The sequence below is a fragment of the Shimwellia blattae DSM 4481 = NBRC 105725 genome (genome assembly GCF_000262305.1).
Lineage (GTDB): Bacteria > Pseudomonadota > Gammaproteobacteria > Enterobacterales > Enterobacteriaceae > Shimwellia > Shimwellia blattae.
This window is the reverse complement of the sequence record NC_017910.1, coordinates 1,100,859-1,124,726: the sequence shown is the minus strand read 5'-3', so window position 1 is coordinate 1,124,726 and position 23,868 is coordinate 1,100,859. Positions and strand designations below refer to the sequence as shown.

At 58.9% G+C, this 23,868-nt stretch carries 20 protein-coding genes; 7 read left to right on the top strand and 13 right to left on the bottom strand.

What is annotated here, in order from left to right:
- Positions 1–173 precede the first annotated feature (173 nt).
- The 4 genes from EBL_RS05220 to EBL_RS05205 form a co-directional block, all read right to left on the bottom strand.
- On the bottom strand, positions 174–1,073 hold the full coding sequence (locus EBL_RS05220; protein WP_002441243.1) for a Dyp-type peroxidase: 900 nt from the start codon (positions 1,071–1,073) through the stop codon (positions 174–176).
- Between the two features lie 88 nt (positions 1,074–1,161).
- Positions 1,162–1,728, bottom strand: a complete 567-nt coding sequence (locus EBL_RS05215; RefSeq protein ID WP_002441245.1) for an RpoE-regulated lipoprotein — start codon at positions 1,726–1,728, stop codon at positions 1,162–1,164.
- A 65-nt stretch (positions 1,729–1,793) separates the two neighbouring features.
- The gene (locus EBL_RS05210; protein ID WP_002441247.1) at positions 1,794–2,234 is read right to left on the bottom strand and encodes a DUF2919 domain-containing protein; all 441 of its coding nucleotides are present in this window, start codon (positions 2,232–2,234) and stop codon (positions 1,794–1,796) included.
- Positions 2,235–2,284: 50 nt separating this feature from the next.
- The gene (locus tag EBL_RS05205; RefSeq protein ID WP_002441249.1) at positions 2,285–2,710 is read right to left on the bottom strand and encodes a GNAT family acetyltransferase; all 426 of its coding nucleotides are present in this window, start codon (positions 2,708–2,710) and stop codon (positions 2,285–2,287) included.
- Positions 2,711–2,931: 221 nt separating this feature from the next.
- Here EBL_RS05205 and amiA point away from each other — a divergent pair, with 221 nt between their 5' ends.
- Both amiA and hemF read left to right on the top strand, forming a co-directional pair.
- Complete coding sequence (gene amiA / locus EBL_RS05200; protein ID WP_002441251.1) at positions 2,932–3,798, top strand: N-acetylmuramoyl-L-alanine amidase AmiA; 867 nt, start codon at positions 2,932–2,934, stop codon at positions 3,796–3,798.
- Between the two features lie 2 nt (positions 3,799–3,800).
- Complete coding sequence (gene hemF, locus EBL_RS05195) at positions 3,801–4,709, top strand: oxygen-dependent coproporphyrinogen oxidase (protein WP_002441253.1); 909 nt, start codon at positions 3,801–3,803, stop codon at positions 4,707–4,709.
- A gap of 33 nt (positions 4,710–4,742) precedes the next feature.
- On the opposite strand, the gene maeB is transcribed toward hemF, so the two are convergent.
- Positions 4,743–7,022, bottom strand: a complete 2,280-nt coding sequence (gene maeB, locus EBL_RS05190) for an NADP-dependent oxaloacetate-decarboxylating malate dehydrogenase (RefSeq protein WP_002441256.1) — start codon at positions 7,020–7,022, stop codon at positions 4,743–4,745.
- Between the two features lie 356 nt (positions 7,023–7,378).
- On the opposite strand from maeB, the gene tkt reads away from it, so the two are divergent.
- Positions 7,379–9,373: a transketolase gene (gene tkt / locus EBL_RS05185; RefSeq protein ID WP_002441258.1), complete on the top strand. Its 1,995-nt coding sequence runs from the start codon at positions 7,379–7,381 to the stop codon at positions 9,371–9,373.
- 10 nt (positions 9,374–9,383) lie between these two features.
- Here tkt and EBL_RS05180 read toward each other — a convergent pair whose 3' ends face one another.
- From EBL_RS05180 to aegA, 3 genes are all read right to left on the bottom strand, one after another.
- The gene (locus EBL_RS05180) at positions 9,384–10,427 is read right to left on the bottom strand and encodes a DUF1176 domain-containing protein (protein ID WP_002441260.1); all 1,044 of its coding nucleotides are present in this window, start codon (positions 10,425–10,427) and stop codon (positions 9,384–9,386) included.
- 110 nt (positions 10,428–10,537) lie between these two features.
- The gene (gene nudK, locus EBL_RS05175) at positions 10,538–11,119 is read right to left on the bottom strand and encodes a GDP-mannose pyrophosphatase NudK (RefSeq protein WP_014715888.1); all 582 of its coding nucleotides are present in this window, start codon (positions 11,117–11,119) and stop codon (positions 10,538–10,540) included.
- A 102-nt stretch (positions 11,120–11,221) separates the two neighbouring features.
- The gene (gene aegA, locus EBL_RS05170) at positions 11,222–13,219 is read right to left on the bottom strand and encodes a formate-dependent uric acid utilization protein AegA (protein ID WP_002441264.1); all 1,998 of its coding nucleotides are present in this window, start codon (positions 13,217–13,219) and stop codon (positions 11,222–11,224) included.
- Between the two features lie 413 nt (positions 13,220–13,632).
- Between aegA and acrD the strand changes: the two genes are divergently transcribed.
- Entirely contained in the window at positions 13,633–16,749 is a 3,117-nt protein-coding gene (acrD, locus tag EBL_RS05165; RefSeq protein WP_002441266.1) for a multidrug efflux RND transporter permease AcrD, read from the top strand.
- A 119-nt stretch (positions 16,750–16,868) separates the two neighbouring features.
- Here the strand turns inward: acrD and ypfM are convergent, their stop codons facing one another.
- Complete coding sequence (ypfM, locus tag EBL_RS20470; protein WP_100181659.1) at positions 16,869–16,928, bottom strand: protein YpfM; 60 nt, start codon at positions 16,926–16,928, stop codon at positions 16,869–16,871.
- Between the two features lie 504 nt (positions 16,929–17,432).
- Between ypfM and EBL_RS05160 the strand changes: the two genes are divergently transcribed.
- Genes EBL_RS05160 through EBL_RS05150 form a run of 3 tightly spaced genes read left to right on the top strand, consistent with a single transcriptional unit; the run spans position 17,433 to position 19,133 of the window.
- Entirely contained in the window at positions 17,433–17,789 is a 357-nt protein-coding gene (locus tag EBL_RS05160; protein WP_002441268.1) for an ArsC family reductase, read from the top strand.
- Positions 17,790–17,793: 4 nt separating this feature from the next.
- The gene (gene dapE, locus EBL_RS05155) at positions 17,794–18,921 is read left to right on the top strand and encodes a succinyl-diaminopimelate desuccinylase (protein ID WP_002441270.1); all 1,128 of its coding nucleotides are present in this window, start codon (positions 17,794–17,796) and stop codon (positions 18,919–18,921) included.
- A gap of 23 nt (positions 18,922–18,944) precedes the next feature.
- A complete protein-coding gene (locus tag EBL_RS05150) occupies positions 18,945–19,133 on the top strand; it encodes a YpfN family protein (RefSeq protein WP_002441272.1) in 189 nt (62 codons plus the stop codon).
- A 51-nt stretch (positions 19,134–19,184) separates the two neighbouring features.
- Here EBL_RS05150 and ypfH read toward each other — a convergent pair whose 3' ends face one another.
- From ypfH to purC, 4 genes are all read right to left on the bottom strand, one after another.
- Entirely contained in the window at positions 19,185–19,883 is a 699-nt protein-coding gene (gene ypfH / locus EBL_RS05145; RefSeq protein ID WP_002441274.1) for an esterase, read from the bottom strand.
- A 102-nt stretch (positions 19,884–19,985) separates the two neighbouring features.
- Entirely contained in the window at positions 19,986–22,028 is a 2,043-nt protein-coding gene (locus tag EBL_RS05140; RefSeq protein WP_014715886.1) for a tRNA(Met) cytidine acetyltransferase TmcA, read from the bottom strand.
- A 12-nt stretch (positions 22,029–22,040) separates the two neighbouring features.
- Entirely contained in the window at positions 22,041–22,916 is an 876-nt protein-coding gene (gene ypfJ / locus EBL_RS05135; RefSeq protein ID WP_002441279.1) for a KPN_02809 family neutral zinc metallopeptidase, read from the bottom strand.
- 199 nt (positions 22,917–23,115) lie between these two features.
- Positions 23,116–23,829, bottom strand: a complete 714-nt coding sequence (gene purC / locus EBL_RS05130; protein WP_002441281.1) for a phosphoribosylaminoimidazolesuccinocarboxamide synthase — start codon at positions 23,827–23,829, stop codon at positions 23,116–23,118.
- Between the last annotated feature and the right edge of the window lie 39 nt (positions 23,830–23,868).

The window sequence follows — 23,868 nt, the reverse complement described above, 5'->3', positions numbered from 1 at the left end:
AAAAACGGTCAACATCATGCTTAATTGCTGTCCAGTTTATTTATAACAGGTGGCAAAGCTGTAACGCTTTTATATACCGTTTGGCGATTTGCAAGTTCGAAACAGTATAAGGCCCGTGGGGAAAGGGATATCCGGGGGAAAACGGCGCGCCAGCGCGCGCCGTAAAGGGGGGATTACAGAGCTTTGAGCACATCCAGTGAGGGGGCGAAATAGTAGCCGCCGGTCACTGGTTTGGTGAAGCGCAGCAGGGCATCACGCTTGCCGTCCAGCTCGCCGAACATGCTCAGCAGCTGCTGCTCAATACTGTGCAGGCGCGCAGCATAAGAGCAGAAATAGAGCCCGTGCACACCGCTGGCGGTGCCGTAAGGCAGGCTCTGGCGGACAATTTTCAGCCCTTTGCCGTTCTCTTTCAGATCAACGCGGGTCACGTGAGAGGTCACCGGGCGCTCGTCCGGGTCAATTTCCACGCTGTCTGCTTTGGTGCGGCCGATAACCATCTCCTGCTCATGGGTGCTCATGCGCTCAAACTGCGGCAAGTTATGCTCCCAGCGCTGGGCCAGGACATAGCTGCCGCCGTCATCGATACCGCCGTTAATAACTGCGGCATCGCGGCGCGGGCCGTCGCCTGCCGGGTTTTCGGTGCCGTCAACAAACCCGCTGAGATCGCGCTCTTCCACCCAGCGAAAACCGTGGATCTCTTCAACAATGCTCAGTGTCTTGCCGAAGGCGGCCAGGGTCGCCTGAGCCACGGAGAAGTTCACGTCATGGCGCAGAGACATAATATGGATCAGCACATCCTGCTGGGTCGCCGGTGCCAGCCCTTTGCCCAGCGGCGTAAAATTTTTCAGATCAGCGGCACTACCGGCTGCACCCAGTTCACGCCAGACATCGTGACCAAAGGCCACAACCACCCCGAGGTGGGCGTCCGGGAATTTCCCCTGGAACTCAGCCACCTGCTGGCAGAGCGTCCGACACCCCTGACGCAACTCATCCAGGCTGCCCGCCAGGTTGGCTTCCAGCCAGATAGCCGCGCGACAATGCTCTGGTAAAATACCGCTTTGTACTTCAGACATAATGCCTCCAAAAAAACCGCCCGTAGCGTGGTCATGTACGCCTCCAATGGCGTAAAAAAAGTCTGTGACCACGCTTTATGTGGATATATTACCGCCGCCAGACGATTTTATTAAGCGTCCAGTTTTTTAGCGTATCGTCCGAGGGCATTAACCCCTGAGGCCCGCGCCACTGTCCGCCAAACAGATAGGTAATATGCTGGCTGTCCGGGGCTTTACAGGCCACCAGCGCCTCGTCATCGCCGCTGGCTTTTTCACAGGCGCCAAAGGCTTTGCTGTAAAGTTCGTGAAACGGTGTTCCCAGGGTCACGCCGCTCTCGGTGGGGATGGTTTTATCCAGTACCACCACCCGGGAAAGCTGCCCCTTGTCACCTTCAATCACCAGCGCCAGCTGGTTATTTTTCAGCGCCTCGAAATAGCGCACGACGCTGCCGTCCGCCATTTTCATGCCACTACGCAGATGGTAGTCGCTGCCAATCGCCCCGGCGATGCCGTCCTGTGTCAGCGGGGTGGATGCGGTTAACGCCCCTACCCCCTGCTCGCTCACCGTCAGCGATGAGCCGAACCAGTTCCAGGGAGCCCAGTGCGCATTTGAGAGCGTGGAACACCCACTTAACGCCAGCGGCGCGATAAGCATCATAAGACGCAGGCTTTTCATCCGGATATCCTTAGTAGTCAGTGACAATCCATGGTTTGAGTTCTGATGGCAACAAAAGTGCCATCCTATACCAGACCAGGGGAAAAACAGTCCCGCAGACGCCGCTGGAACAGCAGCCACCACAGGGAGAACAGATCCATCGCCAGCAGGCAAATCCCCGCCGGGGTGACCTCCGCCTGGCCATACAGCGCCAGCACCTGCAGGAGGGTAATCACCAGTTGGGTGACAATCAGCACCCGGCGCCAGTAATACCACAGGCGCGGAAACGCCAGGCGGCGCCCGCTCAGCACAAACGCCAGCACCGCCGGGATCCCCGGTACTAACCCCAGCAAAAACAGGTTCCGCTCCGGGTAGAACAGCGCCAGCAGCGTTTCGCCCTGCTCCCGGGATGCCCCGGCAAGCAGCAGCAATACCCAGTTTCTGGCCTGAAGCACAACAATGACCCAGAACAACAGCGGCAGGCGCAACAGGCCGTGGCGGTCAAAATCAGAAGGCAGGTAGTTCATGGCGGTGACATCACACAGGGAAGGATAAATACACCGGCGCGCGGGCCGGTTCAGTATTCGTCGTCTTCAATCAGGCGTTTGCCAAGCATAATGCTGTCCTGGTGGTCGTAGCCAATCTTCTCATACAGGCCAATAACCAGATCGTTCTCTTCACGCACCATAATGTTCAGTTTGGGGCAGCCCCGGGCGATCAGTTTTTTCTCCAGCCGGTTGAGGAGCGCATTCGCAATACCGCGCCCGCGATAATCCGGGTGCACCCCCAGATAGTAGGCCGCGCCGCGATGCCCGTCATAGCCGCCCATCACAGTGCCGATAACTTCGCCACCCACTTCTGCCACCAGGAAAAGATCCGCCCCACACTGCATTTTGCGCTCGATATCCATTTCCGGATCGTTCCACGGGCGCAGCAGCTCGCACCGCTCCCATAAGGTGATCACCTCATCGAAGTCTGCCTGGCGAAAAACGCGTATCTCCATCGATATTCTCGTGTATGTAAGAGTAAACTGCAGATTATGGCGTTATCTGGTCAATTAGCCAATATCTGCGGAAGCGACGCCAGAAAAGTGTCATAATGCCGCCCGTCATTATCTGAAATGAATCGTTAAACATTTCGCAGTAATATGCATCGTGTCATGATGATCAATACGCTATAACTGCTGGTTATTCTTGTCTATTTATAAGATTAAATTCGGGCCGCATGAGCAAAATTAAATCACTCACACTCACATCGCGCCGTCAGCTTATCAAGACTGGCCTGGCTGCACTGACCCTCTCAGCCTTCCACGGTGTACAGGCTCAGGAGAGTAAACCGCTAAAACTGACCAATAGCCACAGCAAAGCCACCACCAAAAAAGCAGGCGCAAAGCGCGTGGTGATGCTGGATCCCGGCCACGGCGGTATTGATACCGGCGCCATCGGGCGTAACGGCGCCAAAGAAAAACACGTGGTGCTGGCCATTGCCAAAAATGTGCGCGCGATTCTGCGCAGCAAAGGGATCGACGCCCGCCTGACCCGCAACGCAGACGAGTTTATTCCGCTTTATGATCGGGTCGAAATTGCCCAGAAGCACGGGGCCGACCTGTTTATGTCGATTCACGCCGATGGCTTTACCAACCCCTCTGCGGCGGGGGCGTCGGTGTTTGCGCTCTCTAACCGGGGGGCCAGTAGCGCCATGGCAAAATACCTCTCCGACAAAGAAAACGCCGCCGATGATGTTGCCGGAAGCAAAGTAAAAGACCGGGACCACTACCTGCAGCAGGTGCTGTTTGATCTGGTCCAGACCGACACCATCAAAAACAGCCTGACCCTGGGCTCCCACGTGCTGCGCCAGATAAAATCAGTCCACCGGCTGCACAGCCACAGCACAGAACAGGCCGCTTTCGTGGTGCTGAAATCACCGTCTATCCCTTCGGTACTGGTTGAAACCTCATTTATTACCAACCCGGAAGAAGAGCGCCTGCTGGGCACAACGGCGTTCCGCCAGAAGATAGCCAGCGCGATTGCCTCCGGCGTTATCAGCTATTTTAGCTGGTTTGATAACCACAAAGCCCACTCCAGACGCTAACCATGAGCAGCCAACCCGATATCCACCAGGTCAGACAGTATCTGTTACAGCTCCAGGACACCCTGTGCCAGCAGCTCAGCGCTGCCGATGGGGGTGCCACCTTCCACGAAGATGCCTGGCAACGCAGCGCCGGTGGCGGGGGGCGCAGCCGGGTACTGCGAGAGGGGCAGGTATTTGAACAGGCCGGGGTGAACTTCTCCCACGTACACGGGGATGCCATGCCGGGCTCGGCCACGGCACACCGCCCGGCCCTGGCCGGGCGCAGTTTTGAAGCGCTGGGCGTCTCCCTGGTGGTTCACCCGCGCAACCCTTACGTTCCTACCAGCCACGCCAACGTGCGTTTCTTTATGGCGGAAAAACCCGGTGAAGAGCCCGTCTGGTGGTTTGGCGGCGGCTTTGATCTGACCCCGTTCTACGGTTTTGAAGAAGACGCCCGCCACTGGCACCACACCGCCCGGCAGCTGTGCCAGCCCTTCGGGCCGGAGGTGTACCCGCGCTATAAAAAATGGTGCGACGACTACTTCTGGCTGAAGCACCGCCAGGAGGCGCGCGGCATTGGCGGCCTGTTTTTTGACGATCTTAACGCGCCGGATTTCCGCCACTGTTTTGACTTTACCCGGGCTGTCGGCAACGGGTATCTGGATGCCTACCTGCCGATTGTGGCGCGGCGTAAGGATATGCCCTGGGGGGAGCGGGAGCGCCAGTTCCAGCTCTATCGCCGGGGGCGTTATGTGGAGTTCAACCTGGTGTGGGATCGGGGCACCCTGTTCGGGTTACAGAGCGGCGGGCGTACAGAGTCGATACTGATGTCCATGCCGCCACTGGCACGCTGGGAGTATGACTATCAGCCCGAAGCGGGCAGCCCGGAGGCCGCCCTGAGCGACTTTATTAAAATTCGCGACTGGGTATGACACACCCCGCCGGAGGCCCGGCGGGATGCGGCCTTACAGCGGTGCGGTCTGCGCTTCAACCACCGCCAGCGCCACCATATTCACAATCCGGCGTACTGAGGCTATCGGCGTCAGAATATGAACCGGTTTGGCGATCCCCATCAGTACCGGCCCCACGGTCACCCCTTCAGAGCTGGACACCCGCAGCAGGTTGTAGCTTATCCGCGCGGCTTCCATATTGGGCATGATCAGGATATTCGCCGCCCCTTTCAGCGGGCTGTCCGGCATCCGCTCGTTGCGGATACTTTCCACCAGCGCGGCGTCCCCGTGCATCTCCCCGTCGATATTCAGCTCCGGCGCGCGGGCGCGGATCTGCTCAAGGGTGTCGCGCATTTTACGCGCCGCCGGGGAGTCGGAAGAGCCATAGTTAGAGTGGGACAGCAGCGCCACTTTCGGCTCAATACCAAACCGGCGTACGGTTTCTGCCGCCATCAGGGTGATTTCGGTAAGCTGTTCCGGTGTCGGATCGTCGTTTACGTAGGTATCGGCAATAAAGGTGTTACCGCTGGGCAGTAACAGCGCGTTAATCGCCCCGGCTGTTTTAACCCCGTCCCGGTAGCCGAAGATCTTCTCCACCACGGAGAAATGCTCGTGGTAATCCCCCACGGTTCCGCAAATCATGGCGTCGGCCTCGCCACGGTGCAGCATAATGGCGCCAATCACCGTCGGGTTACTGATCACCGCACGCTGGGCCTGCTCCTGGCTTACCCCACGACGCTTCATCATGTTGTAGTATTCGGTCCAGTAGGTTTTAAAGCGCGGATCCGATTCGTTATTCACGATATCGAAATCTTTACCGGCTTCGATCTGCAGCCCCAGTTTCCTGATGCGCATTTCAATGACCCCCGGACGCCCGACCAGGATAGGCCGCGCCATGCCCAGAGTGACCAGCTCCTGGGTGGCGTGCAGCACGCGGTTTTCTTCCCCTTCGGCGAGGATCACCCGCTTGGGATCTTTCCGCGCCTGGGAGAATACCGGCTTCATAAACAGGTTGGTTTTGTAGACAAACTCGGTCAGTTTTTCCGTATAGGCATCGAAGTCCTCAATCGGGCGCGTGGCCACGCCGGACTCCATCGCCGCCCGGGCAACGGCCGGGGCAATCTTGACAATCAGCCGGGGATCGAACGGTTTCGGGATCAGATATTCCGGGCCGAATGTCAGCTCCTGCTCATCATAAGCAGAGGCCACAACCTCGCTCTGCTCTGCCAGGGCCAGCTCGGCAATCGCGTGTACCGCCGCCAGTTTCATCTCTTCATTAATGGTGGTGGCCCCTACATCCAGCGCGCCACGGAAGATAAACGGGAAGCACAGTACGTTGTTCACCTGGTTGGGGAAGTCTGAACGGCCGGTACAGATGATAGCGTCCGGGCGCACCTCTTTGGCCAGCGGAGGCAGGATTTCCGGCTCCGGGTTCGCCAGCGCCAGGATAAGCGGCGACTTGCCCATTTTTTTCACCATCTCCTGGCTCAGCACCCGTGGGCCGGAGCAACCCAGGAAGATATCCGCCCCGCCGATAACGTCATCAAGGGTGCGTTTGCCGTCGTCATCCACCGCGTAGGCGGCTTTGGTTTCGGCCATATTCTCTTCGCGGCCTTTGTAGATGACCCCTTTAGAGTCACACACCACGATATTGTGTTTTTGCATCCCCAGCGCCACCAGCAGGTTCATACAGGCAATGGCCGATGCCCCGGCGCCGGAAACCACCAGGCGCACATCGCTGATGTTCTTTTGCACGACCCGCAGACCATTGAGTACCGCGGCAGTACAGATAATTGCCGTACCGTGCTGATCGTCGTGGAATACCGGGATCTTCATGCGCTCGCGCAGTTTCTGCTCAATATAGAAGCACTCCGGCGCTTTGATATCTTCAAGGTTAATGCCGCCGAAGGTGGGCTCCAGGGCCGCAACGACATCAATCAGTTTGTCCGGGTTCAGTTCGTCCACTTCGATATCAAACACGTCAATACCGGCGAACTTCTTAAACAGCACCCCTTTCCCTTCCATTACCGGTTTGCCCGCCAGAGCGCCGATATTCCCGAGCCCCAGTACCGCCGTACCGTTAGAGACCACGGCCACCAGGTTGCCGCGCGCCGTGTATTTATAGGCCGCCAGCGGATCTGCGGCAATCTCCAGACAAGGTGCCGCAACCCCGGGGGAATAGGCCAGCGCCAGATCGCGCTGGGTAGCCAGTGGTTTGGTGGGGGATACCTGGATTTTCCCCGGGACCGGGAATTCATGAAAATCGAGGGCGCTCTGTTTTAACTGGTCGTCCATTTTACTTTCCTTCACATAAGGGTATAGAGGAGCAACGCGTGATACCCAAAGCGGCAGAGTTCGCTTTAACATTCCACGCAATATTGTTAGTTATTTATAAACACTATGTTACCTATCCCGGCGCGCATTGCTATGCCTCTCTGCTATGCTTTTTTGGCAGGAGGGCGATTTTCCCGGCCCGCAATGAAAAAACGCACACTTTAACCTGTTGTAATTCATCAACAACCCGTGAGGGTTCACGCCGGAAGTCATCGGCGTGATGATATCAACGCTTACAGTTTTCTCTGTGACCAGGCACCACTCCCCGGGCAGGAGAACCCTTTTCGACACTAACGGCGTTTACCACGGAGTGCAACATGTCATCTCGTCAACGCATCGCGAATGCCATTCGCGCCCTGAGTATGGATGCAGTACAAAAAGCCAACAGCGGCCACCCGGGCGCCCCCATGGGGATGGCCGATATCGCCGAAGTGCTGTGGAACGACTTTCACCGGCATAACCCGGCAAACCCCCACTGGTACAACCGGGACCGGTTTGTGCTGTCGAACGGCCACGCCTCTATGCTGCTCTACAGCCTGCTACACCTGAGCGGCTATGAGCTGCCCATGGAGGAGCTCAGACAGTTTCGCCAGCTCCACTCCCGCACCCCGGGCCACCCGGAATACGGGCTCACCCCGGGGGTGGAGACCACCACCGGCCCCCTGGGCCAGGGGCTGGCTAACGCCGTGGGCATGGCCATTGCTGAGCGCACCCTCGCAGCCCAGTTTAACCGCCCCGGCTACGATATTGTCGATCACCATACCTGGGTCTTTATGGGGGATGGCTGCCTGATGGAGGGCATCTCCCACGAGGCCTGTTCGCTGGCCGGAACGCTGGGGCTGGGTAAGCTGATAGGCTTTTATGACAGTAACGGCATCTCCATTGACGGCCACACTGACGGCTGGTTTACCGATGACACGGCCCTGCGCTTCGAGGCGTACCACTGGCATGTGATCCGCGACATTGACGGCCATGATCCGCTCGCCATCAAGAAAGCGATAAACCAGGCCAAAGCCGTGACCGATAAACCCAGCCTGCTTATCTGCCGCACCGTGATTGGCTTCGGCTCCCCTAACAAAGCCGGTAAAGAAGAGGCGCACGGCGCGCCCCTGGGGGAAGAGGAAGTGGCCCTGGCCCGTAAACAGCTGGGCTGGGAGTTCCCGCCGTTCACCATTCCGGAGGAGATTTACCACGCCTGGGATGCCCGGGAGCGCGGTGCCCAGGCCGAGCGCCAGTGGAACGCCCTGTACGCCAGCTGGCAGCAGGCTCACCCGGATCTGGCCGCTGACTTTGGGCGGCGCATGGCAGGCCAGCTCCCGCCAGAGTGGCCGCAGCTCAGCCAGCGCTACATAGCCCAGTTGCAGGCCACACCGGCCAGTATCGCCTCCCGTAAGGCCTCACAAAATACGCTGAATGCCTTTGGCCCCCACCTGCCGGAGCTGCTGGGTGGCTCTGCCGATCTGGCCCCCAGTAACCTGACTATCTGGTCTGGCTCCCGGGAGCTGCTCACCCACCAGGACGGCAACTATATTCACTACGGGGTGCGGGAGTTCGGCATGACCGCTATCGCCAACGGTATTGCCCTGCACGGCGGATTTATTCCCTACAGCGCAACCTTCCTGATGTTTGTGGAATATGCCCGTAACGCAGCGCGCATGGCGGCGCTGATGAAAGCCCGCCAGATAATGGTCTATACCCATGACTCCATCGGGCTGGGTGAAGATGGCCCCACCCACCAGGCCGTAGAGCAGCTGGCCAGCCTGCGCCTGACCCCCGGGTTCAGTACCTGGCGGCCCTGTGATCAGGTGGAAACTGCCGTGGCCTGGTCCCGGGCGCTGGAGCGCCAGGATGGCCCTACGGCGCTGATCCTGTCGCGCCAGAATCTGACCCAGATGCCGCGCACCCCGGAGCAGCTGGAGGCCATCTCCCGCGGGGGCTATATTTTGCGCCCCTGTGCTACCCGCCCTGACCTGCTGCTGATTGCCACCGGCTCCGAGGTGGAAATCACCATGCAGGCCGCAGAGCAGCTCAGTCGCGAGGGGGTTGCGGTTCAGGTGGTGTCGATGCCCTCCACGGACACCTTTGACAGGCAGGATCAGGCCTGGAAGGATCAGGTGCTCCCGCCGGAGGTGGAGCGGGTTATCGCGGTAGAAGCGGGGATAGCCGACTACTGGTACAAATACACCGGTCGTAAAGGGGCGGTTATCGGTATGACCACGTTTGGTGAATCCGCCCCGGCCGCAAAACTGTTCCCGTTTTTTGGCTTTACCACGGAAAATATTGTCAACCACGCCCGGAAATTGCTCGCCTGAGGCGCTGTGCTTACTGGGTCACCCACAGTGTCGGCCAGCTGTCGGCACTGTGCCAGCCGTCGCAGTGGCTCTCCTGGGCATAACGCACCAGCCGGAAACGCTGGCCGTCAAAACGCCAGCGGGTGGCGATACCGCAATCCCCGATCCCGCGCCATTTTGCCAGGGTGGTCAGCTCGCTGCGCCCTTCATCATAGCGGGCATTCATCAGTTCCAGCTCCCGGGACTGGTCCGGCGGGGAAAAGGGCAGCACCAGGTGCAGCGGGCGCGGGGTATACGGCGGCTGCCGGGTCACTATCCACAGCCGCTTTACCACATTGTAGGCGCCTGCCTCGCAGTCGATCATCATCAGCGCTTTGCTCCCGCTCAGGGGGGCGATATACAGTTGCCGCCGCCGGGGATCCAGCGAGCAGTCGCTGTGGTTCATGCGCCAGGTGCCGTAACTCACCAGCCCCTGGCGCTCTCTGGCGCTTAAAGGGCTGGCGACCTGTTCAGGCGGGGAGACCTGCCTGAGCGCCGGTGCCGGGGGCACTGCCCCGGGGGGTTTATCCCCCTTCTGAACCCAGGCGCTTTCACTGCCCGTGCGCCGCTGCTGATTATCAATAAAACTCAGCGCGCGCCCGAGCCCTGCCAGAGAGATAGCCTGCCCGCCGCCGGAAAGCGATAAACTACCGGCAGTCTGGAGCGTTGCCAGTAGCGTATTTACGGTTGCGGTATCGTCGCTGTAAAGATGGTGGGGAGTGGACTGCCATTTCCCGGACAGCGCCAGGGGCGCATCGTCCAGGCGCAGATCGCTTGAGAGCACATCCGGGCTGGTGATGGGCCGGTCAATACGCCCGAGATCAATGCGCACCTCCAGGTCATTTCTGGCCCCCGGGCCGCGCCCCAGCGTCATGACCAGTCCGTTATAGGCATTGATATTGCGCGCCTGGCAGAAGTTCTGGTTATTGCAGGTCACCTGCCAGTCACTAAAAGAGTGCTGCACCGGATCGGCCACGGCGCAACCGGCCCCTGCCAGCAGCAGCCACAATACAGTACGTAGAATCCGATGCCCCATTCCCGGCGATTTCCTGAGTCAAAAACAGACAGCCCGCTGGCTAATATCACGCCAGAACCCGGGGGACTCAATCAGATTTATCGGATAGCTATCTTGCCCGGATGCGACTATTAGCGGGGCGAGAGGATCCCTTCCAGCGCCATATGCTGTAACAGAATCACCGTTTTGGCGTCACAAATTTCACCGCTGCGGATCATCGCCAGGGCCCGGGGAAAGGGCAGCTCCAGCACATCGATATCTTCATCATCAATACCGCCCCCCTGCCCGACCTGGCCGGAGGTCTGATATTCGCCGGTAAACAGGTGGACTCTTTCAGTCACCCCACCGGGGGACATAAACAGCCCGTAGACACGCTGTACGTCATCAACCTGGTAGCCGGTCTCTTCCATGGCTTCGCGGCGGACACACACTTCCGGGGCGTCGTCATCCAGCAGCCCGGCGCAGGCTTCGATCAGCATGCCGTCCGGGTTGCCGTTTTGCCAGGTGGCTATCCGGAATTGCCGGGTCAGCACCACGCTGTTACGGGCGCGGTTATATAACAGGATGGCTGCACCATTGCCCCGGTCGTAAACCTCCCGGCGCTGGCGCACAACCTCCCCGTTGCGGCGGGTCAGATCGTAGGTGATATTTCGCAGGATAAAATAGTTATCAGAGAGGAATTTATCTTTGATTATCGTAATATTAACGGCCATGTTCATTCCGCGCTGAAGAAAAGAAAACCTCGCTATATTACGATGTTCTGCCGGGGCTGTCGCGCAGGAAACCGACCGGCGGGCAGCCCCGCCGGTCTGTCTTCAGGCCTGAGCCGTCTGGGGTGGCACCCCCAGCCAGCGGATGATCCCTTCCGCCGCATGGCGCCCTTCGGCCATGGCGGTCACCACCAGATCGGCCCCGCGTACCGCATCCCCCCCGGCGAAGATTTTCGGGTTACTGGTCTGGTAGCGGATGGCGCTGTTCACGCTGGCCACAATCCGGCCTTTGTCATCCAGCTTCACCCCTTGTTCTTCCAGCCAGGGCAGCGCGTGGGGATGGAAACCAAACGCGACAATAACCGCATCCGCAGGCATCACAAATTCTGATCCCGGGACCGGTTCCGGGCGCTGGCGCCCCTGGGCATCCGGTGCCCCCATGCGGGTACGCAGAAGGCGAATTCCGCTGACCGCCCCCTGCTGGTTAAGCACAATCTCCAGCGGCTGCACGTTAAACTCAAATTCCACCCCTTCTTCACGGGCGTTTTTGACCTCTTTGCGGGAGCCGGGCATGTTGGCTTCATCACGGCGGTAGGCGCAGGTCACCTGCTCTGCCCCCTGGCGAATCGAGGTGCGCACACAGTCCATTGCCGTATCCCCGCCCCCCAGAACCACCACTTTTTTACCCGCCAGATTAATGTAGGGCTGCTCAGGGATCTGGGGCAGATGCATGACCTGCTTGGTGTTGGCAATCAGGAACGGCAGCGCGTCATAAACCCCCGGTGCCTCTTCGCCAGGCAGCCCGGCTTTCATGGAGCGGTATGTGCCCACCCCAACGAAGACCGCGTCATACTCGCTCTGGAGCTGTTCGAGGGTAATATCGCGGCCAATTTCACAGTTCAGCCGGAACGAAATCCCCATGGCGCTGAAGATCTCCCGCCGCCGGGCCAGCACGGATTTATCCAGCTTAAAGGCCGGGATCCCGAAGGTCAGCAGCCCGCCGATTTCCGGGTGGCGATCATAAACGGTGGCCTCAACCCCGTTGCGGGCCAGCACATCGGCGCAGGCCAGCCCTGCAGGCCCGGCACCAATAATTGCCACCCGGCGCCCGGATGGGACTACCGCGGATAAATCCGGCCGCCAGCCGCTGGCCAGCGCCTGCTCGGTAATAAAGCGCTCAATATTGCCCACATTCACCGCCCCGGCGCTGTCGCGCAGGGTGCAGTTGCCTTCACATAAACGGTCCTGTGGGCAGACCCGCCCGGTCACTTCCGGCAGGCAGTTGGTCTGGTGGGAGAGCTCGACCGCCTCCAGCACTTTACCGGCTTTCACCAGCTCCACCCACTGGGGGATATGGTTATGCAGCGGGCATTTCCATTCGCAAATACTGTGCTCGCCGCATTTCAGGCAGCGCTCGCTCTGGCTGTGCGCCTGCTCCGGCGTAAAGGTGATGTATAACTCGTCAAAACCGGTTTTTCGTCGCGCCAGGGGGATCTTCTGCGGCTCCTCGCGCTGGGCGGTTGCCGCCATCTGCCGCACTTTGCTGAGATCACCACTGACCGGCTGGCGCGCCCGGTAGTCCTGCGCGCTGGTATTCCAGGGCAGCGCCTCCTGCTGTGCCGCACGCAGGCGGCGGCTGGCGGAAAGCTCACGCAGGGAGTCAGGTGCCATCAGGCGCAGGGCACCGCTGGGGCAGTTTTCCACACAGGCCGGGCCACCGTCGCGCCCGCGGCAGAGATCGCATTTCAGGGCGGTAGATTTCACCCGGATGTCATCCAGCGCTTCGTTGACAATCTGCATGGCGCCAAACGGGCAGGCCACTTCACAGCTTTTACACCCAATGCAGCGGGACTGCTGCACCTGGATACTGTTATTCTGTTTGCTGATAGCGCCGTTAGGGCAGCTTTTCAGGCACGGGGCATCTTCACAGTGGCGGCAGGTGACGGCGTTACGCAGCGTAGCGGATTTCACCACCCGGATACGGGGGTGGTAAGCGTCACTGGTCAGAACATGTTGCCCGTCGTTATGGGCCATCACGCACGCGATTTCGCACGCATGGCAGCCAAGACATTGCTGTGCATTAGCGATTACAAACTGATTCATTACTTTATTGCCTGGCAAGGGTCATATTATGGTTTTTATCAAGACTATTTTATTACCTGACAGCATTGCAGGCTGGCAATGTGCATCTGCACCAGACACCCTGGAATATGCGCTTTACCTGAGATATATCAATAAAACCCACCGTTGTGGGGCTTGACCGCACAAGAGGCACATTTCACGTAGTAATCTGGTGGCAAATCACCGGGATCAGCGCAGGATGAGTGTTGCTATTTTGTTCACCGGCCCCGGGGAGTGTCGTGGGGGGTGGTTTATCCGTTGTTCCGATTAGTTTGTTCTACGACATGATTTACACTATCTCCTTTATTTCTTCACGTTTATCTAAACCAGGCGGACTAAAGTGATGGCCTGCTTGCGAACCGGTTTTAAAAAAATGTTTATGAGGCTGCGATTGAATGGCTAATTTTTTCATTAACCGCCCGATATTTGCCTGGGTAATAGCCATTATTTTGTGCCTGGCGGGGATCATGTCGATTCTCTCCCTGCCAGTTGAACAGTACCCTGATCTGGCACCGCCTAATGTCAGGATCTCCGCAACGTACACCGGTGCGTCAGCCCAGACCCTTGAGAACACGGTGACCCAGGTCATAGAACAAAATATGACCGGCCTGGACAATCTGATGTATATGTCCTCCCAGAGCAGTAATACCGGCCAGGCCACCGTCACGCTGACATTTACCGCCGGTACAGATCCTGATGAAGCCGTGCAGCAGGTGCAAAACCAGCTCCAGACAGCAATGAAAAAACTGCCCCAGTCGGTACAGAACCAGGGGGTGACGGTACGTAAAACCGGGGACACCAATATTCTGACCCTGGCGTTTATCTCCACGGACGGCAGTATGGATAAGCAGGATATTGCCGACTATGTGGCCAGTAACCTGCAGGACCCCTTAAGCCGGATTAACGGTGTGGGCGATATTGACGCCTACGGCTCCCCCTATTCGATGCGCATCTGGCTTGATCCCATCAAGCTGACCAGTTTCCAGCTCACCACCCAGGATGTGGTCGAGGCGATTGAGTCCCAGAACAGCCAGATTGCCGTGGGCCAGCTGGGGGGCACCCCGGCCATTGATAAGCAGGCGCTCAACGCCACCATCAACGCCCAGGCGATGCTGGAAACCCCGGAGCAGTTTCGCAATATCTCGCTAAAAATTAACCAGGACGGCTCCCAGGTGCTGCTGGGGGATGTGGCGAAAGTGGAGCTGGGGGCGGAGAAATACGACTACCTCAGCCGCTTTAACGGTATGCAGGCTTCGGGCCTTGGGGTGAAGCTGGCCTCTGGCGCTAACGAAATGGAGACCTCAGAACTGGTGCTGCAGCGGCTGGATGAGCTGTCCCGCTATTTCCCCCGCGGGCTGGAGTACCGGGTCGCTTATGAGACCACCTCCTTTGTGAAGGCCTCCATTGAAGATGTGGTGAAAACCCTGTTCGAGGCCATCCTGCTGGTCTTCCTGGTGATGTATCTGTTCCTGCAGAAATTTCGCGCCACCCTTATTCCGACTATCGCCGTGCCGGTGGTGCTGCTTGGCACCTTCACCGTGCTGTATCTGTGCGGGTACAGTATTAACACGCTGACCATGTTCGCCATGGTGCTGGCCATCGGCCTGCTGGTGGATGACGCCATCGTGGTGGTGGAAAACGTTGAACGCATCATGTCCAGCGAGGGGCTCTCCCCCCGCCAGGCCACCCGTAAATCCATGTCCCAGATCCAGGGGGCGCTGGTAGGGATTGCCATGGTGCTCTCGGCGGTGTTTATCCCGATGGCCTTTTTCGGCGGCACGACCGGGGCGATTTACCGGCAGTTTTCGGTAACGATTGTCGCCTCGATGGCCCTGTCGGTGCTGGTGGCGATGATCCTGACCCCGGCCCTTTGTGCCACCCTGCTCAAACCGCTGGCGGCCGGTGAATCCCACCAGAAAAAGGGCTTCTTTGGCTGGTTTAACCGCCAGTTTGATCACTGGACCACCCGCTATGAGCGCGGCGTGGCGGTGATCCTGCGCCGCAGTATGCGCACAATGCTGGTCTACCTGCTGCTGCTTGCGGGGATGGTCATTATCTTTATGCGCCTGCCCACCTCGTTCCTGCCCCAGGAGGACAGGGGCATGTTTTCCACCTCGGTCCAGTTGCCCAGCGGCTCCACCCAACAGCAGACCTTAAAAGTGGTAGAGAAGATTGAGCACTATTACCTGACGCAGGAAAAACAGAATGTGGCGTCGGTCTTCTCGACCGTGGGCTCAGGCCCGGGCGGTAACGGGCAGAACGTGGCGCGGATGTTTGTGCGCCTGAAAGACTGGAGCGAGCGGGACCCGGAAACCGCCAGCTCATTTGCCATTATCGAGCGGGCGACCCGCGCTTTCAGCAAGGTAAAAGAGGCCCGGGTGATTGCCTCTAACCCGCCCGCCATCAGTGGCCTTGGCAGCTCTGCCGGTTTTGATATGGAATTACAGGATCACGCCGGTGCCGGGCACAGCGCGCTGATGAAAGCCAGGGATACCCTGCTGGCGCTGGCCGCCGCCGATCACTCCCTGACCCGGGTGCGCCACAACGGCCTGGATGACAGCCCCCAGTTGCAGATAGACGTAGACCAGCGCAAAGCGCAGGCGCTGGGTGTGCAGGTTGATGATATCAACAACACCCTGCAAACCGCCTGGGGGGCCAACTATGTGAATGATTTTATTGACCGCGGCAGGGTGAAGAAGGTCTACGTGCAGGCGGCGGCCAAATTCCGGATGCTGCCGGAAGATATTAATAAATGGTATGTCCGCAATAACAGCGGCGGTATGGTGCCCTTCTCCGCGTTCGCCAGCTCACGCTGGGTGACCGGCTCGCCGCGCCTGGAGCGCTACAACGGCTATGCGGCGCTGGAGATTGTCGGGGAGGCGGCCCCCGGGGTCAGTACCGGTACTGCCATGACCATTATGGAAAACATTGTCCACCAGTTGCCCGGCGGCTTTGGCCTGGAGTGGACGGCCATGTCTTACCAGGAGCGGCTGTCCGGTGCTCAGGCCCCGGCCCTGTACGCCATCTCCCTGCTGGTGGTCTTTTTGTGCCTGGCGGCCCTGTATGAGAGCTGGTCTGTGCCGTTCTCGGTGATGCTGGTCGTTCCCCTTGGGGTGCTGGGGGCACTGGTTGCCACCTGGGCCCGGGGGCTGGAAAACGATGTCTACTTCCAGGTGGGGCTGCTGACGGTTATCGGCCTGGCCGCCAAAAACGCCATACTGATCGTGGAGTTTGCCAATGATATGAACGCCAGAGGAGCGGAGCTAACCGAAGCTATCCTTCATGCCTGCCACCAGCGTCTGCGCCCGATTCTGATGACCTCGCTGGCGTTTATCTTCGGGGTACTGCCAATGGCCACCAGTAACGGTGCGGGCTCCGGCAGCCAGCATGCGGTAGGCACCGGGGTGATAGGCGGCATGATCTCAGCCACGGTGCTGGCGGTCTTCTTCGTGCCGCTGTTTTTTGTGCTGATACGCCGCCGCTTTCCCCTGGCGGAGAAAACCGACGACTGAGCCGTAAATCGCAGACAAACAAAAAGGCGGCCCCGGAGGTCGCCTTTTTTGTTCGGGCTATTGCCACTAATCATCCTTGAGAGGGAACAGCACATTACTTACGAGAAACCATGACCAGATTATTTACGCAGCATGCCTTCAATAAAGTCTTTCCAGTTTCCCAATTCGTGTTCAATCATAATTACCTCTCTTTCATTGACAGAGATTGTACGATAACCACACCAGGGATTGAATAATCTTTATCCTATTAGTGAAATCGGTTTTCTTTAAATCGGCTATCAATTCATGAATTCACTATGCCTGCCGCAATGTAAGCAAAGTGTGATCACGCGCAACATTTTGCGACATATCCTTCCCGCATGACACACAAATAGCACTAACTGTCAGTAAGTTATCTTTTTCACGTGGTAATCAGGCAATCAATTTTCAAATAACAATTCAAATATATTTAAACAACATTTATGCTATGGAGAAAATAGCTATAAACCGGTGCTTTCCTGCTATTTCACCCCTGGCGGGGGGGAGCGTTCCGCTGCCGGGGAAATATGCCGTAAACAGAGTACCCGGCCACATTTAACCTCTGCCGGGAACATCAGGTATAGTGGTGGCCGCCACCTGCTGGTGAACAAAAATTCGCTAAAAATGCACACATCAACATTCGCAACCCTGAGGACTGCCTGACAATGACCCTCCTTTATGGCATTAAAAATTGCGACACTATCAAAAAGGCCCGCCGCTGGCTGGAAGAGCACCAGATAGATTATCGCTTTCATGACTACCGCACAGACGGGCTGGATAGCGCCCTGCTGGAAACGTTTGTCGCCGAACTGGGCCGGGATGCGCTGCTGAACACCCGGGGCACCACCTGGCGCACGCTGGATGCTGAGCGCAAAGCCGCCATTACCGATGACGCAAGCGCCATCGCACTGATGCTGGAGATGCCCGCTATCATTAAACGCCCGTTGCTCTGCTCGCCCGGTAAGCCTATGCTGCTGGGATTTGATGCGTCCCGTTATCAGCAATTTTTCAGTGAGGTGTAGTGTTATGTCATGCCCGGTTATTGAGCTGACTCAGCAGCTTATTCGTCTCCCCTCTCTCAGCCCGGATGACGCCGGGTGTCAGGCACTGCTGACAGAACGCCTGCGCGCCATCGGTTTTACCATCGAAGAGATTAACATTGCCGATACCCGAAACTTCTGGGCCTGGCGCGGCACCGGCGAGACCCTCGCCTTTGCCGGTCATACGGATGTGGTCCCCCCGGGGGATGAATCCCGCTGGCTGAACCCGCCTTTTGAGCCGACCATCCGCGACGGGATGCTGTTTGGCCGCGGCGCGGCAGACATGAAAGGCTCACTGGCGGCCATGGTGGTTGCCGCCGAGCGTTTTGTGGCCCAGTTCCCGGATCACCGGGGCCGCCTGGCATTTCTGATAACCTCCGACGAAGAAGCCTGCGCCCATAACGGCACCGTCAAAGTGGTGGAAGCGCTGATGGCGCGCCAGGAGCGCCTGGACTACTGCCTGGTGGGCGAGCCCTCCAGCACCGAAATCGTCGGTGATGTGGTGAAAAATGGCCGCCGGGGCTCACTGACCTGCAACCTGACGATTCACGGGGTTCAGGGGCATGTGGCCTACCCGCACCTGGCGGATAACCCGGTACACCGGGCAGCCCCGATGCTTGATGAGCTGGTTAATATTGTCTGGGACGAAGGCAACGAATTTTTCCCGCCCACCAGTATGCAGATCGCCAATATTCAGGCCGGGACCGGCAGTAACAACGTGATCCCGGGGGAGCTGTTTGTTCAGTTTAACTTCCGCTTCAGTACCGAAGTGACCGACGAGATCCTCAAACAGCGCGTTGCCGCATTGCTGGACAAACACCAGCTGCGCTATACCCTGGAGTGGTCCCTCTCCGGCCAGCCGTTCCTGACATCCCGGGGGAAACTGGTCGATGCCGTGGTTAACGCGGTTGAGCACTATAATGAAATTAAGCCGCAGCTGCTGACCACCGGCGGCACTTCAGACGGGCGCTTTATTGCCCGCATGGGGGCACAGGTGGTGGAGCTGGGGCCGGTAAATGCGACCATTCATAAAATCAATGAATGCGTGAACGCGGCGGATCTTCAGCTACTGGCACGTATGTACCAGCGTATAATGGAACAACTCGTCGCCTGACCTGATATACACAGGAGCCGCCCATGGACTGGCTGTCAAAATACTGGTGGGTGATCATTCTGATCGTCCTGCTGGGAATGTTTATTAACGTGATCAAAGATTTGAAGCGGATCGATCCGAAGAAGTATCTGGATAACAAACCCGATCTGCCGCCCCATCGTGACTTTAACGATAAATGGGACGATGAAGACGACTGGCCGAAAAAGAAATAACCCGGCCAGAGCAATGCGGGCCGCCTGTTGTGCGGCCCGTGTTATTTCCGGTTACATCAGCGAGATAATATCATCGCCCGGTTTGGCCCCGCCTCCCAGTGCCTCATCAAAGTAGTGCTTCGGCACCGTATAACGTAAGTGATCCAGGGCAAACTGCATACTGCGCTGATCAATGGCGTGGCCCAGATCGTCGACAATATCCAGTGTCACATCCCCGCCCACTGCGGCCAGGGCTTCCTGAGCATTTACCGCGTATACCAGCGGGATAACCGGGTCATCCTCACCGTGGATCAGATGCACCGTGGTCGCCGCGTGTACAGCCGCAGGCAGTGATGCAAAGCGCCCGTTAAACGCAACCACCCGGGAAACCAGCCCCGGTGCGGCTTTCAGGCTTTCCAGCGCCATAATGGCCCCCTGGGAAAACCCCACCAGTGCCGTGGCCGCCGGGCCCACCCCACTGTGTTGCTGCCAGGCCTGTATCTGCCGGATAAACTCAGGCATTATCGCATCGACCCGTTGCTGGCGGTTTTCTTCCGTAATATCGCGCACGGAAAACCACTCCCGCCCGGCACCCGGGCCGCTGGGACTGGGCCCGCCCACACTCACCACCAGGGCTTCAGGAAACAGCGGAGCAAACCAGCGACCAATTTCCCCCATGGCAACCGGATTATCCCCGACACCGTGAAACAGCAGGATCAACTGCCGTGCCGGGGCGGCGGGGCTCTGAACAACAAAATGGTCGTCTCTCATGGTGCTCTCCTTTTGGCCCGCCCCTTAGCGGGCAGGGCTCGTCACTGATGTCACCATTCTATGCCCGGTGGCGCAGATGACCAGCCACAGCCACTGAACGTCTTATTGCAAAAATTGCAATTGCAATATCTGGCGTTTCAGGCTCTGTGCCCCGTCAGGGAGGCAGGCCGCCAGCGCAGTGGCCACTTCGCTACGCCAGTGGGCCAGCAGGGCTTTTCGCCCGGATAACTGAAACTGCCGGCAGATCTGCGCATCGGAAATCTGCGCCACCAGGCGACAGCGCAGAGCTGCCAGACCGTCAGACCGGTACGCCAGCAGGCGGCTCAGGGCGCCGGTGCAGGCCTCCACTGGCCGGTGGGCGAAGGCAAACCCGGCCAGCTCCTGCCAGTCTTCTTCTGTAAGCATAGTGCGTGCCGCCACCGGCAGGGGAATAACCTCGTCAATCCACGGCTGCATCCAGTGCCAGTCTTCACACAGGCGCCGGTGTTCGTGCTCCACCATGGCCTGGCCCCGGGGCGAGAGCGGCAGCAGCGCCATGGCGTTGTAGCAGCCGCTACTCGCCTCCCGGCGGGAGCCCACCCGCACCAGCACAAAGCCGCAACGGGCCCAGAAGCGCCAGAGCTGCGGGGTATAACCAAAACTGACCGACAGGTAATCCAGCTGCTCGCCTGCCGCCTGGCGCGCGGCGGCAATCAGCCGCTGGCCGGTGCCCTGCCCCTGGCGGGAGGGGATCACCGCAATACGCGAGACCCGCAACCCGTGCAGGGTGGCCGCCAGCGGGCTGCCCCCGTGGGCCGCCAGCGACTGGGCTACCAGGTTACCCCGGGGGCGGCGGTAACCGGCCCAGACGGCCTGGCTCAGGGGCGCAGACAGCCCCCCTTCCCTGACCAGCCAGAGGGCCGCGCACATTTTCCCGCCCCCCCGGGCCACCATAAAAGACTGCCCCGGGGCATCCATCATCCGGCGTAAATCGAGCGGCGAGGTGCGGTAGTGCGCACTGCTCAACAGCCCGTACAGCTCAGCCGGTTCGCGGCTCTCTTCCTGCCAGCACTGGCGCGATACAGGGGCGATAACAACCGGATCGGCGACCTGTGTCTCCCCGCTGAGATCGTTAAACAGCAGCATCTGGCTGATGACCCGCTCCAGCGGATCACCGGCACACCAGCGCATTGGCGTGGTGAGGGTGAAATAGCTCGCCCCGGGAAGTGCTGCGCAGAATTTCAGTAAAAAGCCCCTGCCGGTGCCTTCATACCCCTGGACGGTTGTGGTCAGCAGGGTGCGGGGAAAGGCGCGGGCCAGCCGGGCCAGCAAGGGGCCGGGAATGGCGGCCGCCTCATCAATAATAAGCCAGTCCGCAGGCGGCGCACTGCCCGCCTCCAGGGCCGCCAGTAGCGCATCCGGGGCGATAAACTGAAATTTTTCGCCCCCGTGGCGGGCCAGTACATCGGTTGATACCCGGGCCGGGGCGCTGACAAGCACCGGGCCAGGCCCGCGCCGGAGCAGCATCCCGGCCAGGGCCGATTTGCCCCGCCCGCGCTCAGCGGTAAGCACCGCCACACCCGGGGGCATATGGCACAGTTGTTCAAGAATGGCGCGCTGCCCGGCCTCCGGTGCGCCCGCAGCGGCCTGCCAGCGCGGGCGCGGGGGGGCTTCATGGCAGCGCAGCCCCTCCTCACGGGACCAGAAGACCACCTCACTGTCGCTTTGCAGCGTGCGTATCAGATGGTGAATAAAACGGGGGGTGGCGATGGGCGCCGGCGTATCGCTCCAGCGCGGTGAATCCGTATCGGGGGTGAGTGGCCACCGGGATAACGGTGGCACCAGTAAGATAAGCCAGCTTCCGGCGGTGAGCGTGCCGCTCATGGCCGCCAGGGCTTCGGCATCAACGCTGCTGCGGGCGTCAAAGACGCCGTGGTGGAACTCGCGCCCGAGCAGGTTGCGCAGCTGGCGTGGCGGGCAACCGGTGCCCACCAGGGGCTGTGGCCCGACCCATAAGCACTCCGTGCCAAGGGCTGTGGACAGTTGCCCGGCACGGGCGAGGCTCCACTCAGCATCGCCGCTGATGACCAGTAAGCGGCGATACCCGCTGTGCGCCATGTTTTGCGCCATGGCGCACAGGGTGGACACAATGGTCCGATCATCCATGATAGTCACAAATTACAGCTGGCCTCCAAAGGTGTCGCACTGCTTGATATCGCCGGTATCAAAGCCGCGTTTAAACCAGGTGTAACGCTGCTCTGAGGTGCCGTGGGTGAAGCTGTCCGGCACCACGCGGCCCTGGCTTTGCTGTTGCAGACGGTCATCCCCGATGGACTGGGCCGCGTTCAGGGCTTCTTTCAGGTCGCCCTCTTCCAGCACATTCTGCTGCTGCATTTTCTGCCCCCAGATCCCGGCAAAGCAGTCTGCCTGCAGTTCCAGGCGCACAGAGAGCTGGTTCACCTCTTTTTCGGAGGCGTTCTGCTGGAGCTGGCGAACTTTCGGTTCAATGCCCAGCAGGTGCTGCACGTGGTGGCCCACTTCATGGGCGACCACATACCCCTGGGCAAAGTCACCACCGGCGCCCAGTTTGTTTTTCATATCGTCGTAGAACGAGAGGTCAATATAGACTGTGCTGTCTGCCGGGCAGTAGAACGGCCCCATCACAGACTGGCCAGTACCGCAGCCGGTGCGGGTTGCGCCGCGATACATAACCAGTTTCGGCTGCTGGTAGGTTTTGCCCATATTGGTAAAGATTTCGCCCCAGGTATCTTCCGTGGTGCCAAGGATAACCGAGGTAAACTTAGCGGCTTTCTCATCATCCGGGCTGATGGTCTGGCGCTGTACCGACTGCTGCCCGGAGCCGGACATATCGCCCGTCAGCAGCGGGCTGAGATCCACCCCGTAGTAACCGGCCACCACCACGACCACCAGCAGAATCAGGCCACCCTTGCCGCGGGGAATGCGAAAACCACCGCCGCCACCCAGCGAAGGCCCCTGAGTGTCGTTACGTCTGTCTTCAACATTTTGGCTTTCACGCCTGTCTTTCAAATCCATACTGCATACTCCAGATAACCATCCCAAAGAATAACGGCCTCTGGTGTCGGTAAAACATCAAACCGGAAAAACCAGGACCGCGACCTATTGATCCTGGGTGATTCTCGCAAGAATTACCATAAGAAAGCAGATAAAAAGCGGATAAAAAACGGGGATACCGCACCGGTATCCCCGCCTGAACAAGAAAACGATTGCGTGATCAGTCCAGCTTCACGCCCAGACGGTGAGCAACCTCTTCATAGGCCTCAATCAGGCCGCCCAGGCTCTGGCGGAAGCGGTCTTTATCCATTTTATCCATGGTTTTTTTATCCCACAGACGGCTGCCGTCTGGTGAGAACTCGTCCCCCAGCACTACCTGGCCGTTAAACAGGCCGAACTCCAGTTTGAAGTCCACCAGGATAAGACCGGCGTCATCGAACAGTTTTTTCAGCACGTCGTTGGCTTTGAAGGTCAGCTCCTTCATGCGCGCCAGGTTTTCCTTGCTCACCCAGCCGAACGTTTCACAGTAGGATTCGTTGACCATCGGATCGTGCATGGCGTCGTTCTTCAGGAACATATCGAACAGAGGCGGGTTGAGCTCGATCCCTTCTTCGATGCCCAGACGTTTAACCAGGGAACCGGCCGCCCGGTTACGGATAACGCATTCAACCGGCACCATCTCCAGCTTTTTGACCAGGGATTCGGTATCCGACAGCAGCGCTTCCATCTGGGTCGGAATGCCTGCCTCTTCCAGCCGGGTCATAATAAAATGGTTAAATTTATTATTCACCATGCCTTTGCGGTCGAACTGTTCAATGCGGGCCCCGTCTCCTGCTGAAGTATCGTTGCGAAATTCGAGCACTAACAAGTCGGGATTTTCGGTGCTGTAGACGGTTTTCGCTTTGCCACGATACAACTCAGCTTGCTTTTGCATCTTTCTTACTCCGGATAAATGACCACTCGCGTGGTATGA